A 14,395-nucleotide genomic window follows, 5' to 3' on the forward strand; every position below is an offset into this window, starting at 1 on the left:
GGGCCAAATACAAGTAAGGTGTTTACTGTGCGCTTGAAGCATCTTTTGGGAAATCAATGGTATAGCGTAGACCTTTACCCAACGCGGTTTCGACGCTGACCTTGCCATTCAGCTTACGTGTGATTAGGTTATGAATAAGATGGGTACCAAGGCCACTGCCTCCTTGATTGCGTTTGGTGGTAAAGAAAGGATCAAATAGCTTTTTCGCGTCTTCTTCATTAAGTCCTTTGCCATCATCCGAAAAGACTAAGCGAATGTCTTGTTCCAACTCTTCGATTTGCAACTCAATATTTCCCTGTTGTTGTTCGTCAAAGGCGTGAAGAAGACTGTTCATAATTAAGTTGGTAATGACTTGCGCCAGTGTACCGGCGTATAAGTGACATTTGATTTCCTCTGGGCAACTAACCGTGATTTGATGGGGAGAGTTCTTAAGTCTTGGTCTCATGGAGATCAAGATTTCATCCAAATAGTGCTTGAGGTTTAGTTCGCGCAATTCGTCCGATGACTGGTCTACAGCAATCTGTTTAAAGCTTCGAACCAGTTCAGAAGCGCGTTGGTTGTTGTTATGAATGATTGACGCCGATTCATCGCATATATCCAAAAACTCCAATAGACCTTTTTCACTGAGTTGATTACTTTCAAAATCTTGTTTCAGTTGAGTCACTTCATGTTGAAGGTTGGACGATGCGGTCACACAGATACCAATCGGAGTATTGACCTCATGAGCGATGCCTGCGACCAGCATGCCTAATGAAGCCTGTTTTTCTTTTTCCACTAACTGGCTTTGTGTTTCTTGTAACTTGGTCATTGCACACTGTAGCTCATTGGTTCTGGCTTCAACTTGTGATTCCAATTGCTCGCTGTATTGTTTGACCAGAGCTTGCTTCTTCTGAGCATAGTTCAACTGTTGTCTTAGTTGGGTCGGACTGATTTTGAATTCGGATAGTAGCTGACTGTAAGCTTGTTCCAGCGCTTGCGACTCTTGTTGACTAAACAGGCCAGAGTCGTCAATCAAAGCATGCGCCATAGCTGCGCCCGTTGCACCGCTGAGTTGACGTTCGGCGGTTTTTGCTAAGTTTGCCAGCTCCAGAGTAGTGATATGGGTTTGGTCGGTTAACTTGGCTTCTGTCAGTATCAACTCGACTTTTTCACTCCCAGCGCTTCCTTTAAAGTATTGATCAAACAGCGACGTTAAGATGTCAACTTTCGGCGGCAGTGCGATCTCTGCAGGCAGGTCAAGGGTTTGCTCTTGCTCCGAATCGCCCTGTGTCATGGTGTCGATGATTTCTGCGTTGTATCGGGCTTCCTGAGGTGTCTCTTTAGTTAATACACTGGCAAATACCAATCCAGATACATTGGCAATCAATGACCAAAAAGCACCGTGGCTATTGTTGTTCATCATTGAGCCAAACAGGTGTTCTGGGTGAAGCCATTGAAGCCCCCACGGCCCCGCGTCGAGCAGGCTTGCATCAACCCAGCCACTTTTCATTAAAGAGGGGATAAACAGGCAATAAGCCCAAACTGCAAAGCCACAGGATAAGCCGATGATGGCCCCTTTAGCGTTGACATCTCGCCAATAGAGTCCGGCCAGAACGAGTGGCAGAAATTGTAGTACAGCGCAGAAAGAGATCATGCCCATATTGGCTAACAAATGGGAGTCGCCGAGAAACAGATAAAATGCCTGCCCGGCAGAGAAGACCATAAATACACCGAGCCAGCGTATTTGCAGCAGGTAGCGACCAAACTTACGTTGTGGGAAGGTTTGGCGCAGTAAAGGGAGGGCAATATGGTTACAAAACATGGTGGCCAATGTCATTCCCGACACCATTAGCATTGCCATCGCAGCTGAAAAACCGCCAATGAATACCAACAGTGTAAGGGCGAATTGTTGTTGTGAGAGAGGCAACGCCAGCATATAGGTGTCGGGTTTGTCTGGGCCGAGAGTGAGTATTCCTGCGGCTGCAATCGGCATAACAAACATGGTCATGAGTAACAGATAAACGGGCAGTTTCCATTGTGCCTGCTTTATGTATTGGCTCGATGGATTTTCGACCACCACGACGTGGAACTGTCTGGGCAACATAAAGAACGCCGAGCCTGCGAGTAGCAAATAGCTTGTCCAGGTCATGATGCTGGGGATTTGCGTCATGGCAGACGCAGCTTGAGGTTCTTGGTCGGTCAACTGGGTGAAAATTTCCGCTGGTGAGTCAAACATGAAAAAGCAAACAAAGATCCCGGCGCACAGCATGGCAATCAGCTTAACTACCCCCTCACATGCCAGTGCCAGCATCATACCTGGGTGACGTTCAGTCGGGTCTATATGGCGAATACCAAAAATTATCGTGAACAGAGCAACGCCAAGCCAGATAACCCAGGTAATGACGGCATCTATCGTATTGGTCTGCATGACGACAGAAATGGTGCTGTTGATAGATTTCAACTGCAAGGCCAGATAAGGGACGATGCCAATCATTGCCACAACGGTAGTCAAAGCCGCTAGGGATAAACTTCGATTGAACCTGGCGGATAAGAAGTCTGCAATGCTGTTGACATGATAAGCGTCCTTAATCAGCAAAATCCTTTGCATCAAGGGCCACATCACCAACATTAGCAGTGTTGGCCCCAGGTAGACTGCATAGACGAGAATACCGGTACGTGATGCGAGCCCGACGCTGCCGTAAAAAGTCCAGCTCGTACAGTACACCGCAATAGACAGGATATAGACCGTTGAGCTGGAAGAGATTCGTTTAGCCAGTGAACCGCCAGACTCAGCCCAGTTGGCGATGAGGTACAGGATGCCAATATAACCAATGATGATGAATGCAAGAGTGGTCGTTCCAAACATAGGTTTACCTGGCGAGAATCACTAGCACGACAATGAGGGTTAGCCAAATCAATAACACGCTGATGGTGATTGAAGTCAAGGAGAACGGGGTGCTCAGCATCGAAGGCCAGGCGACAAGGATGAGCGCAAGTAGGAGTAATACCAGTCGAACAGCGGTCTGTTTGGTGGTTGTGGTTTGCATGTCCCTTTACCTGATGGATTTACTCATACAAGCATAGAACATCGGCAAAAAGTTTAGTGATTAGTTAGTGCTTCTAAGTGGAGTGCAAGGTGAGGGTAAGGTTAGCAAGGGGTAAGCAGCATGGCTTACCCCTTGTAAAATGAAAGGCGATTAAGCAAGGTGTTGGTTTTTTTGTACCATGCTCACTGCCGAATCAAAGTAGCGTTTTGTCTCTTCTATAACCACCTGACGTAGTGCAATCAAACCGATTAGGTTCGGAATAGCCATCAGACCATTAACGATATCAGCGATAATCCAGATCATGTCGAGGTGTAGGAAAGCACCTGAAGCAACCAGACAGACGAAAATCATCTTGTAAGGCAAGACAGCTTTAGTACCAAATAAGTACACCACACAGCGCTCACCATAGTAGTTCCAGCCAAGAATCGTAGTGAAGGCAAAGAACATCAAACCGATCGATACCATCATTGGGCCGAATGTCTGTGAGTCTAAACCTACTGCAAAAGCGTGCGTGGTCATTGCAGCACCTGCAAAATCGCTTTGCCATGCGCCGGTTAGGATCAGCGCAAGACCTGTCATAGTACAGATGATGATGGTATCGAAGAAGGTACCTGTCATTGAGATCAGGCCTTGCTTGACACATGAGTCAGTTTTCGCAGCTGCCGCGGCCATTGGAGCACTACCGAGGCCGGATTCGTTAGAGAATACACCGCGCGCAATACCTGATTGAATGGCTAGCATGATACTTGCGCCGAGGAAGCCACCCGTTGCTGCTGTTGAAGTGAAAGCAGAAACAAGTACCAGTTCAACCGCATCAAGTAACTTGTCTGCGTTCATAATAATGACGCTTAAACAAGCCAGCACATAGAACACAGCCATTGCCGGTACGACTTTACCTGCAACGTTAGCGATTGACTTAATACCGCCAAGAGTTACGAAGGCAACCAACAGAGTCAGTGCGCTAGCAGAGAGCTCGCGAGAAACACCAAATGACAGTTCGCTGGCATCAAGAATCGCGTTGACCTGCGGGAAGGTACCAATACCGAAACAGGCTACACCCAGAGCAAATACAGCAAACATGATTGCCAGTGCTTTAGAGCCGACACCGTATTGCAGGTAGTACATAGGGCCACCGATCATCTGACCTTTGTCATCTGTCTGGCGGTATTTAACGGCAAGCAGACACTCGGCGTATTTGGTCGCCATGCCAAATAAGGCAGCAAGCCACATCCAGAATAGGGCACCAGGGCCACCAAGTTTAATTGCTGTCGCTACGCCGACGATGTTACCAGTACCGATAGTTGCTGATAGTGCTGTACATAAGGCAGCAAAACTAGAGACGTCGCCCTGTTTGCCAGAGTCATCTTTGCTAAATACGAGTTTTAACGCTGTTGGTAGGTGTCGAAACTGTAGTAAGCCGAGGCGAAAAGTGAAGTAGACACCAGTACCGACCAATAGGATTAGAAGTGGCGGTCCCCAGACAAAGTTGTCGATTGTTTTTAGTAAAGATTGAAGGTTATCCATGATTTCCCCTTAAGTGATAATGCTTATTTAAGGAGAAGAGGGAAAGCACAGAGATCAGGGATCTCTGGTTAGCTACAGGCAGAAACGCGACGTAGCAGGTTAGATCTTTCCACTCCTCTGTCCTTTTGCCTGAGAGTTTCACTTTACTTTGGTAAAGCTTGCTCCTTCGGCGACCGATTTAACGGTTCTCTCCAGAGGTTCCTCCAACTACAGTCCACGCTACCTAAATAGCACCTGAAAGATTTACTTCTTCGGTAGGTTATCCTTTTCAAATGTTAACATTTGGTAAATAACCACTCTCCTGCAGTCTTCATCGGAACAATTGCTCGAACTTCGAGCAAAAGTTGGTCGATAGCACTGATTGCTGTCGACGTGTGAACTCTATCATTATTTTGATGTAATTCAATAACAAATTTACATGTTTAATTAGAAATATCAGGTGCTAATCAATGAGGGTCATATATGTTTCACTGTGTCATATTGACACTTTTATTTTCGAGTCTTAATGACATGTTTTCGAAGGTGATATGTTTCTATCTTTATGATTTTTAACAAATAAAAATATTGGCAAGAGAAATGCAATGTAATAGGAAAACGACAATGAAATGATCACAGTGAGGTCAATATGTTTGCTCAACCAACTCAAATGATGTTTAAAAAATTACTAACTTTTTCTAACGTTGCTCTAGTGGTGACTTTTTTGGCACTGGTATTCAGTGTTTTGATTTCTTACCCGTATGCAGAACAGTTCAGCTTAAACCAGCAAATCGCGGCGCATATTAGCACCATAGTGATAGCTGCATTGTTAAAAGTAAGTTACGTAACCCGCTGTCTGGCGCAGTACAATCTGGGAATGGAAGTGAGATAGGGTAAACAAAATAGCGCCGGAAACGGCGCTATTGAAGAGTTTAGAAGTAGTTGGCGTCTACTAGTTCACTAACTTGAACCGATTTCACTTCTTCACGTGCTTCAAGCCATGCTACAACTTGTGCCTGCTGCTCTTCAGTGGCATCAGCGTAACGTTGGTTACAACATAGGAAACCTTCAAACAGTTCCAGACCGCCGCCGCCAAAGCAAAGACCCAGACCATCGATGTAATCGATGAAGTCATCGACAAATACATCGTAACGATCAAAATCATTGATGGTCGTTTCGCAGCTTAGTTCAAAACCTTTCATCGCAAACTCACCTAAGAAAAGCTTCTTCTGGATGCGACGTTTTTTATTGTCTACTTTGTATGGTTTCATTATTTCAGTCCCATGGTTTCATTACGGCTCTTTATACCTCATTCTATTCTTCTCACCAAATAAAATACTGAACTATCATAGGAAATGACGGCTTTTTATCCAGCCAAAGTCAGTTAGTATTTAAAGTAACCAATTGAATCAATTTATTTAATGCTGTTAGACACTAAAACAACCTGGCTCTGACCATTTGAGTGCAAAAAGTGGTATAAAGTAGTCAGTATAGGGTCTGCCTAAGGAGAGGTTATGACAAGGTTACTTGCCATTGCGTTTTTGATTGCCATTGCGTTTGTACTGATCCGTTATCGTACGAGCGAAAAGTTGCAGAAGTACGTCGTGATAACATTGGTTTCCAGTTTCATTATCTATACGGCGACACTCATGGTTACGGAACTAATTCGCTAGGCTTTAGGAGCAATAAGTGAACGAACAAAACGATATACAAGAGAACGATGACGTAGTTGTGATTGAGGAGCGAGACAAGCGCACTCATCTCTATATTCTCATCGCTGGTATCCTTGGATTGGCGTTAGGTGGCTTGATTGGTTCCACACTGACTGCCCAGAAGTGGGAGTCGACCTACCAGGATCTTGAACAGCAATATCAAACCTTAGTCACTGATAAGAAGCAGATGGCGACTCAAGTAGAGCAGAGAGTGGCTAAAGTTGACGATGAAGTGGCAGAGAAACTTCAGCTCGCTATGCAGGCCCAGCAACAAGAGCACCAAGGGGCAATCGACGATCTCCAGCAACAAATCAAAGAGCTGGAAAAAGTGAATATGTCGCTGGAAGAGCAGGTTGCTGAACAGAAACAGCAGATCTCTACGGTTAATAATCAGAACAACAAGCTCAACAGACAGGCTGACATGCAAGCGACAATGTTTGAACGTTCTCGCGAGTTGTTCCAGCAAGAGCTGAAAGTATCTCAGGAGCTCGAAGCGCTCGAAAAAGAACGTGAGGAGTTGGCTCCTAAGATTGTTGCACTGAAAAAGCAATGTGACATCTATTTAGAAGGGACGTCATGGGATGCGAAATCGGATGCTTGTGATAAACAAGATGAAGCCCAGTCGCGAATGAGTCAGGTTGAACAAATGATCCGTGTCCATCAGATGGACCTCAAGCAAATGAAAGCCTTATCGCAAGAACTTGGACTTTAAACATTTCGCTTCGGACTTACAAAAAACGCCTCTATTTAGAGGCGTTTTTGTATCTGTCTCAGTATAGAGGCAGGATTCTCATAACTTATGACCCGAATTGCAGAAAATGCGCTACGTTTAAAGTAATTGCTAGGGAAAGTAAGGCTAAGGATGCAGCTGCTTAAAGTTAACGAAGGCGTTCAGGTTATTGGGTACCTCGCCTATATTGCTGCGGTGGGTGTTATGTCTCACTCACTGTTATCAGACCCTCATCCGTGGGAAATACCATTCTATCTATTTCCTGCGCTGCTGTTATTTGCTCTATATACTCAAATCTTAGCTCTGAAACACTTATGTGCTTTTGCCGCGGTAGCGATATTTATTGCTGGTGGTCTGGTGCAGCACTTCAGCTTAGACGAAATTAAGATCTGTCTGTTCGCGTTGCCATTGTGCTACGTCGTTCTCTTTCCTGGTACCTTATGGCCAATTGCGGTGTGTGCGGCTCTCATCAATGGTTATCTCTACCAATTATCGTTAACTGAGTTTGATGCCTTTATCGATGTATCGATAGAAATGACTGCCAGTAGCGTGTTTGCCACGGTAATGACTTATTCGTACATGAAGACCAGGCAGCAAGCCATTGCTTTCAAGACGGAGAGCCAGACTGACTACCTCACTAAGCTGCCAAATATCAACGCTTATCGTGATGACCTTACTCGAATCGATGAAAGTAACGCTAAAAACTTTGGCTTGATCCATATTGGTTTAGAAGGATTTAAAAACGTTAACGATCGACTTGGCTATCGTCACGGCGACGAATTGCTGGTCGCATTTGCCAAACACCTGAAAGATCTGGTTGATGAAGATGGCAAGGTGTATCGATTTGGTGGGGATGAGTTCTTAGTCGTGGTTGAAAGCAAGGATATCCTCGAAACGCTCAATGAGTTGGTCGACAAACTGGGCAGACACCAGCGAGTGATGTTTAGTGTCGATAACACTTCTCACCGACTTGCTTACTGTATTGGTGTTGCAATGGCGGGGGATGCGCTTGGCAGTATTGAAGTCTGGGAGAAAAACGCTGATTTTGCCCTGTATAAAGCACGTTCAGAAGGAGCAGGGTCGGTTTGTTGGTTTGATGATGAGCTGTTGGGCGAGACGATCAGGCAGCATCAAATTGAAACGGAGATTAAGTCTGCGTTAATGAGCGACCAGTTTATGCTGATGTACCAGCCCAAGGTTGAAATCGAAACCGGAAGAATTGTGGGTGCAGAAGCCTTACTGCGTTGGAATCACCCTCAACTTGGACCAATTTCACCGGGAGAGTTTATTCCAATCGCGGAGAAAACGACCCAGATTGTTCCGGTTGGTCATTGGATCATTCATGAAGCGTGTCGTCAGGCTAAGCAATACAATGATCAGGGAATCCCGATCTGTATCGCGGTCAATGTCTCTACGGTTCAGTTTGCCCATGCTGATCTGTTTGAAGTGGTATGTCATGCCTTGAAAGAGACTCAGTTGCCATCACACCTTTTGCAGATGGAAATCACCGAATCGACCTTGATGAGCGATCCAGAAAACATCACAGATATTTGCCGCCAGTTAAGAGCAATTGGTGTCTCTATTGCCATTGATGACTTTGGTGTCGAGTACTCCAGCCTTAAATATCTAAAACAACTGCCGACAGACGTGATCAAGATTGATAAATGTTTTGTTGATGACTGCCCGGTCAGCCACTCCGACAGGGTGCTGGTCAGAACAATTATTCAGATGGGGCACAGTTTAGGCATAAAACTAGTGGCTGAAGGGGTAGAGTATCAAGAGCAACTGGATGTGTTGCAACAAGAAGGGTGTGACCAATATCAGGGATACTTGTTCTCACAACCGCTTTCGTTTGCCGAATTTGGTTCAATGATGAAGCAAGAGATACGCGAAGCCCGCTTGGTCAAACTCACCAGAGAATAAAAAAGCCGCTTTTAGCGGCTTTTTTACATTTAATTAGTGGGTCAGGTAGTGCTGTACAAATTCAGTCACTTTAACCATATCATCAATAGCAATAAACTCTTCAGTGGTATGCACTTTGCTCATACCCGTAGAGATGTTTACTGTGGTTAACCCTTTGGCATTGAAGTTGTTTGCATCGCTACCGCCACCCGTACCTTTGGTGTAAGGTTGTGCGCCGATTGCAGCGAAAGAAGCTTTGACGGCTTCAATGTGAGGATGATCGTCAGCAATCACAAAGGCGTTGTAAGCACGCGTTGACTCAATCTCAACCTGAGCACCATGCTTTTCTGCTGCTGCTTCAAATGTCTCAATCATATGAGCCACCTGCTGGGAAAGTTTGTCATCGTTTAGTGAGCGAGCTTCAGCGACAACTTTCAGGTTTGGCATCACGATATTGGTCGCGTTACCACCTTCAACAATCCCAATGTTCGCTGTTGTCTCATGATCGATGCGCAATAGCTTCATTTGAGTAATCGCATCTGCGGCTACCTGAATCGCACTGATGCCTTCTTCTGGTGCTAAACCTGCGTGGGCAGGACGACCGATAAAGTTAGCAACGATTTTTTGCTGACCAGGTGCAGCATTGACGATAGTACCAATCGGGCCGCCTGTATCTAGCACGATAGCTTTATCTGACTGAATGTATGACATATCGAAATGTTGAGAGCCAAACAGTCCGCCCTCTTCATGAACCGTGAAGGCAATCTCGATAGTTTTGTGTGCTTGATTAGAAGCCTGAATGCAACGTACCGCTTCCATAATTGCCGCGATGCCAGATTTATCATCGCCACCAAGAATGGTGTTCCCTTTTGAACGGATGATGCCATCCTCAATGATAGGTTCGATACCAATGCCCGGAGTGACGGTATCCATATGGCAGCTAAGAACGATGCTGTCAGGTAGCTCGCCTTCTAAGCGTGCATAAACGTTAAAGCCGTTAGATACCTCTTCTGGTACAGGTAGCTTATGTACAGTAAAGCCAAGTTCACCTAGTTGCTCAGCTAAAGTTTCACCGATTTGTTTCTCATTGCGAGATTCACTGTCAATTTTGATCAGTTGAAAGAAATGTTCGACCAGACGCTCACGATTAATTTGAGTCATTGTTATACCTCGTTAGGAACAGAGGGGAATACCATATCCTTCTGAGGCACGATTAAATCTGCGCTACGTCAATCTATCGGTGACTCTGACGGTTTTTTTACTTAGGTGATTTAGGTAATGAATGGGAGTAGTGACTGGTATTTTTATTGGCTATTTAAAACGGTCTACAACCTTTACCGAACATAGCGAACTCTGTCGCTGATTAAAGCAGTTTTGTGCCGGTTAAAGGTGAGAAAAGAACAAATGTAAACTAAATGTTACTTACTTGTTTTGCGTTATGCTTCTGATTTTAAATGACTTTTATGAATTTTCCACCTAAGGTTTACAGTTTTTAATTACAACTCGTTAACCTCAAAGTGGTGTGGTGAGGTTCATTTTTTTCCCGTGATCAGCCAAGTTATTGATAGATACACGGTAGTTACTATTAAACGAGGGATAAAAAATGAACGAAGCGTACAACCCACTTGGCACTGATGGTTTTGAATTTGTCGAATACACAGCGGCAGATGATAAGGGTATTCAGGACCTGAAGCAGTTGTTTAACTCTCTTGGGTTTGCAGAAGTCGCGAAACACCGTTCTAAAGAAGCTTGGCTTTACCGTCAAGGTGACGTGAACTTTATCGTCAACGCTCAGCCGCATAGTCAGGCTCATGCGTTCGCGAAAGTCCATGGTCCTTCAGTATGTGGTATGGCGTTTCGAGTTGCCGATTCTGCTGTCGCGATGAAGCAGGCACTGGAAAATGGTGGTAAAGAGTACATCACTGAAATCGGCCCGATGGAACTGAGCATTCCTGCTATCTACGGTATTGGTGAAAGCCTGCTTTACTTTGTTGACCGTTATCAGGACGGCAGCATCTATGAAGTCGACTTCCGTTTCTATGATGATGCGAAAGAGCGTCTTGAGAAGATGGATGTCGGTCTGTATGAAATTGACCACCTGACTCACAACGTTAAGCAGGGCAACATGGATGTTTGGTCTGGTTTTTATGAGCGTATCGGCAACTTCCGAGAAATTCGTTACTTCGATATCGAAGGTAAACTGACTGGCCTCGTTAGCCGCGCAATGACAGCACCTTGTGGCAAGATCCGTATTCCAATCAACGAATCATCAGATGATAAGTCACAAATTGAAGAGTTCATTCGCGAGTACAACGGTGAAGGTATCCAGCATATTGCGTTGACCACAGATGACATCTATCAAACGGTGCAGACACTGCGTGACCGCGGCATGGACTTTATGCCAACACCGGATACTTACTATGAAAAAGTAGACGATCGTGTGGAAGGCCATAAAGAAGATGTGAGTAAGCTTCGTGACCTGCGAATCCTGATTGACGGCGCGCCAATGAAAGATGGCATCCTGCTACAAATCTTTACTCAGACTGTTATTGGTCCGGTGTTCTTTGAAATCATCCAACGTAAAGGCAATGAAGGCTTTGGTGAAGGTAACTTCAAAGCGCTATTTGAATCAATTGAAGAAGATCAGATCCGTCGTGGGGTACTAGACGATGCATAAATGGATAACATTCCCTCACCGGGAGGGAGTGTGCTCCAAACAGGCGCACGCTGACTTCCCGGAACAGGCAATTTACGAACGCGAAGCGGGTCGCAGCGGATTTTTCGGCCCGGCAGCTCACTTCCATCACCAGCACGCACCAACAGGTTGGAGTGACTGGCAAGGGGAGCTAAAACCGCGTGCGTTTAACTTTAATCTGGTAGAAGAGTCAGTTCAGAACTCGCCATGGTCTGTTCCACATCTGTTGCACAATGCCAACTGTAAAGTTCGTATCTGGAAGCTGGATAGCTCAATGGAGCATCTGGCGCGTAATGCGGATGGTGACGAGCTACTGTTTATCCATCAGGGTAAAGCGGATTTGTTCTGTGACTATGGTCATCTTGAAGTGGTAGAAGGGGATTACGTCATGATCCCTCGTTCTACTAGCTGGCGTCTTGAAACGCATGAACCAATGTTCATCCTGATGATTGAAAATACCGATGCTGCTTATACTCTGCCAGAGAAAGGTATGGTCGGTAACCATGCCGTATTCGACCCGGCAGTTCTGGATGTGCCTAAAATCGATCAGGCGTTCAAAGACCAGTACTCAGAACAGTCGACTCAGGTACATATCAAACGACACGATCAGGTGAGTGTTGTGACATACCCATTCAATCCCCTTGATGCGATTGGCTGGCACGGCGACCTTGCTGTGGTGCGAGTGAACTGGCGCGATATCAGGCCGTTAATGTCTCACCGTTATCATCTGCCTCCGTCGGCTCACACGACCTTTGTTGGACAGGGCTTTGTGATTTGTACCTTTGTGCCCAGACCGATCGAGAGCGATCCGGGGGCGTTAAAAGTGCCTTTCTACCATAACAATGACGATTACGACGAAGTACTGTTCTACCACGCAGGCGACTTCTTTAGCCGCGATAACATCGAAGCTGGTATGGTGACTTTCCACCCAGCAGGCTTTGCTCATGGCCCTCATCCAAAAGCATTTAAAGCGGGTCAGGAGTATAAGAAGAAGTTCACCGATGAAGTGGCAGTCATGATCGATACCCGACATGCGTTAGAGTTTAGTGAACATGCTCGTCAGGTTGAAAATGAACAGTATGTCGATAGCTGGAAAGAAAAATAATAAGGGCAAATGGAATGAAGTTAGCAACCCTAAAAAATGACAGTCGTGACGGCTTGTTGGTCGTAGTGAACAAATCCCTTACTCACTGTGTCGCAGTCCCTGAAATTGCACAGACTATGCAACAGGCACTGGACGACTGGGACCGAGTGGAACCACAACTAAAAGAAGTATACGTTGCACTCAACAGTGGTGAACTGACCAATGAAATGACCTTTGCGGCTGCGCAGTGTGAATCTCCGTTGCCACGCGCTTACCAGTGGGCTGACGGCTCTGCTTACGTTAATCACGTTGAGCTGGTGCGTAAGGCGCGCGGCGCAGAAATGCCACCAAGCTTCTGGACTGATCCGTTGATGTATCAGGGCGGCTCAGATGCTTTTATTGGCCCCTGCGATGATATTCCTGTGGTAGACGAAGCCTGGGGTATCGACTTTGAAGGCGAAGTGGCCGTTGTAACTGGTGATGTGCCAATGGGCGTCAGTGCTGAACAAGCGGCAGAGTCGATTAAGTTAGTGATGCTGGTTAACGACGTCTCACTGCGTGGACTTATCCCGAATGAGCTGGCTAAAGGCTTTGGCTTCTTCCAGTCTAAACCTTCGTCGGTCTTCTCACCTGTCGCTGTAACTCCGGATGAGCTTGGAGCTGACTGGGATGGCGGTAAGGTCAATCTGCCGTTACTGAGCTTCTACAACAATGAGCCATTTGGTTGCCCGAATGCTGGCGTTGATATGACGTTTGAATTCCCCCAACTGATTGCCCATGCAGCGAAAAGCCGACCTCTGTCAGCGGGGGCGATTATCGGTTCTGGCACTGTATCTAATAAACAGGGCACTGAGTACGGTACCTCGATCGCGGAAGGTGGAGTAGGCTACTCATGTATCGCAGAAGTACGCATGATTGAAACCATTCGTGATGGGTCGCCGTCGACAGGCTTTATGCAGTTCGGCGATCGAATCAAAATGGAAATGCTTGACGAGCAGGGCAACTCAATATTTGGCGCCATCGACCAACGAGTCGTTAAATATGAGTGATCGTATTCTATATGGGTACTGGCGCTCCTCGGCGGCCTACCGGGTTAGAATTGCTCTTAACCTGAAAGGATTAAGCTATGAGCAGCGCTCAGTTCATCTGGTGAAAAACGGTGGAGAGCAACACTCTGCCGATTTTCAGCGTCTTAACCCGAATCAACTGGTTCCTGTGTTGGTCGATGGGCAGATGACTCTAAATCAATCGCTGGCGATTGTTGATTACCTTGATGATACATACCCAGAGGTAACTTTGACGCCATCTGACAAACAGCAGCGTTATTTGGTTAAGGCTATGGCACAGGATATCGCGGTTGATATGCATCCGCTCAATAACCTGAGAGTGTTACAGTATCTTACCAATACACTTGATGTGAACGACGATCAAAAGTCACGCTGGTATGCTAACTGGATAATTAAGGGCTTTGATGCGCTTGAGCAACGCCTGCAGCAGACCAGAGGAAAATATTCTGTGGGTGATCAGGTGACCTTAGTTGATGTCTGTCTGGTACCTCAGGTATATAACGCTAAGCGATTTAATGTCGACTTAACGGCTTACCCAAATATTCTAGAGGTGACGGCGTCACTTAATCAGTTGCCAGCGTTCGCAGACGCTATACCAGAAGCCCAGCCAGACGCGGTCTAGCAGAAAAACTCTGACTCAATGAAACGCAAAAGCCACCGTGAAGGTGGCTTATTACAT

At 46.0% G+C, this 14,395-nt stretch carries 13 protein-coding genes and 1 riboswitch; of the genes, 8 read left to right on the top strand and 5 right to left on the bottom strand.

The annotated features are described in order from the left end of the window. Positions 1-22: 22 nt before the first annotated feature. From RH46_RS01380 to RH46_RS01385, 3 genes are all read right to left on the bottom strand, one after another. Positions 23-2,845, bottom strand: coding sequence for a sensor histidine kinase (locus tag RH46_RS01380; RefSeq protein ID WP_006877603.1), 2,823 nt, complete (start codon positions 2,843-2,845; stop codon positions 23-25). Between the two features lie 4 nt (positions 2,846-2,849). After that, positions 2,850-3,026, bottom strand: a complete 177-nt coding sequence (locus RH46_RS22225; RefSeq protein WP_006877604.1) for a hypothetical protein — start codon at positions 3,024-3,026, stop codon at positions 2,850-2,852. 150 nt (positions 3,027-3,176) lie between these two features. Further along, positions 3,177-4,550: an alanine/glycine:cation symporter family protein gene (locus RH46_RS01385; protein WP_006877605.1), complete on the bottom strand. Its 1,374-nt coding sequence runs from the start codon at positions 4,548-4,550 to the stop codon at positions 3,177-3,179. A gap of 107 nt (positions 4,551-4,657) precedes the next feature. Further along, positions 4,658-4,755, bottom strand: a riboswitch (glycine riboswitch). Positions 4,756-5,175: 420 nt separating this feature from the next. Here RH46_RS01385 and RH46_RS01390 point away from each other — a divergent pair. Then, positions 5,176-5,418 (top strand): hypothetical protein, encoded by a 243-nt coding sequence (locus RH46_RS01390; protein ID WP_006877606.1) that lies wholly within the window; start codon positions 5,176-5,178, stop codon positions 5,416-5,418. A gap of 40 nt (positions 5,419-5,458) precedes the next feature. On the opposite strand, the gene RH46_RS01395 is transcribed toward RH46_RS01390, so the two are convergent. Further along, a complete protein-coding gene (locus RH46_RS01395) occupies positions 5,459-5,797 on the bottom strand; it encodes a 50S ribosome-binding protein YggL (protein ID WP_006877607.1) in 339 nt (112 codons plus the stop codon). Between the two features lie 243 nt (positions 5,798-6,040). Between RH46_RS01395 and RH46_RS22295 the strand changes: the two genes are divergently transcribed. The 3 genes from RH46_RS22295 (at position 6,041) to RH46_RS01410 (ending at position 8,891) form a co-directional block, all read left to right on the top strand. Beyond that, positions 6,041-6,199 (top strand): hypothetical protein, encoded by a 159-nt coding sequence (locus RH46_RS22295; protein WP_006877608.1) that lies wholly within the window; start codon positions 6,041-6,043, stop codon positions 6,197-6,199. Positions 6,200-6,215: 16 nt separating this feature from the next. Beyond that, entirely contained in the window at positions 6,216-6,950 is a 735-nt protein-coding gene (locus RH46_RS01405) for a hypothetical protein (RefSeq protein ID WP_006877609.1), read from the top strand. A gap of 150 nt (positions 6,951-7,100) precedes the next feature. Beyond that, a complete protein-coding gene (locus tag RH46_RS01410; RefSeq protein WP_006877610.1) occupies positions 7,101-8,891 on the top strand; it encodes a putative bifunctional diguanylate cyclase/phosphodiesterase in 1,791 nt (596 codons plus the stop codon). Positions 8,892-8,924: 33 nt separating this feature from the next. Here RH46_RS01410 and RH46_RS01415 read toward each other — a convergent pair whose 3' ends face one another. Further along, a complete protein-coding gene (locus tag RH46_RS01415; RefSeq protein WP_006877611.1) occupies positions 8,925-10,031 on the bottom strand; it encodes a M20/M25/M40 family metallo-hydrolase in 1,107 nt (368 codons plus the stop codon). 442 nt (positions 10,032-10,473) lie between these two features. Here RH46_RS01415 and hppD point away from each other — a divergent pair, with 442 nt between their 5' ends. Genes hppD through maiA form a run of 4 tightly spaced genes read left to right on the top strand, consistent with a single transcriptional unit; the run spans position 10,474 to position 14,338 of the window. Continuing rightward, entirely contained in the window at positions 10,474-11,547 is a 1,074-nt protein-coding gene (gene hppD / locus RH46_RS01420) for a 4-hydroxyphenylpyruvate dioxygenase (RefSeq protein ID WP_006877612.1), read from the top strand. Beyond that, a complete protein-coding gene (locus RH46_RS01425) occupies positions 11,540-12,670 on the top strand; it encodes a homogentisate 1,2-dioxygenase (protein WP_006877613.1) in 1,131 nt (376 codons plus the stop codon). Before hppD ends, RH46_RS01425 begins: the two co-directional genes overlap by 8 nt. Before the next feature lie 14 nt (positions 12,671-12,684). Continuing rightward, the gene (locus tag RH46_RS01430) at positions 12,685-13,698 is read left to right on the top strand and encodes a fumarylacetoacetate hydrolase family protein (protein WP_006877614.1); all 1,014 of its coding nucleotides are present in this window, start codon (positions 12,685-12,687) and stop codon (positions 13,696-13,698) included. Next, positions 13,691-14,338 (top strand): maleylacetoacetate isomerase, encoded by a 648-nt coding sequence (gene maiA / locus RH46_RS01435; protein ID WP_006877615.1) that lies wholly within the window; start codon positions 13,691-13,693, stop codon positions 14,336-14,338. The genes RH46_RS01430 and maiA overlap by 8 nt, the downstream gene beginning before the upstream one ends. The last annotated feature ends 57 nt before the right edge of the window (positions 14,339-14,395 follow it).

The organism is Vibrio brasiliensis LMG 20546 (genome assembly GCF_000189255.1).
Taxonomy (GTDB): Bacteria; Pseudomonadota; Gammaproteobacteria; order Enterobacterales; family Vibrionaceae; genus Vibrio; species Vibrio brasiliensis.

Coding starts and splice junctions, on each gene's coding strand:
- RH46_RS01425 (WP_006877613.1), top strand. CDS start 11,540: ATGCATAAATGGATAACATTCCCTCACCGGGAGGGAGTGTGCTCCAAA.
- RH46_RS22225 (WP_006877604.1), bottom strand. CDS start 3,026: ATGCAAACCACAACCACCAAACAGACCGCTGTTCGACTGGTATTACTC.
- RH46_RS01380 (WP_006877603.1), bottom strand. CDS start 2,845: ATGTTTGGAACGACCACTCTTGCATTCATCATCATTGGTTATATTGGC.
- maiA (WP_006877615.1), top strand. CDS start 13,691: ATGAGTGATCGTATTCTATATGGGTACTGGCGCTCCTCGGCGGCCTAC.
- RH46_RS01430 (WP_006877614.1), top strand. CDS start 12,685: ATGAAGTTAGCAACCCTAAAAAATGACAGTCGTGACGGCTTGTTGGTC.
- RH46_RS01410 (WP_006877610.1), top strand. CDS start 7,101: ATGCAGCTGCTTAAAGTTAACGAAGGCGTTCAGGTTATTGGGTACCTC.
- RH46_RS01385 (WP_006877605.1), bottom strand. CDS start 4,550: ATGGATAACCTTCAATCTTTACTAAAAACAATCGACAACTTTGTCTGG.
- RH46_RS01390 (WP_006877606.1), top strand. CDS start 5,176: ATGTTTGCTCAACCAACTCAAATGATGTTTAAAAAATTACTAACTTTT.
- RH46_RS22295 (WP_006877608.1), top strand. CDS start 6,041: ATGACAAGGTTACTTGCCATTGCGTTTTTGATTGCCATTGCGTTTGTA.
- hppD (WP_006877612.1), top strand. CDS start 10,474: ATGAACGAAGCGTACAACCCACTTGGCACTGATGGTTTTGAATTTGTC.
- RH46_RS01415 (WP_006877611.1), bottom strand. CDS start 10,031: ATGACTCAAATTAATCGTGAGCGTCTGGTCGAACATTTCTTTCAACTG.
- RH46_RS01395 (WP_006877607.1), bottom strand. CDS start 5,797: ATGAAACCATACAAAGTAGACAATAAAAAACGTCGCATCCAGAAGAAG.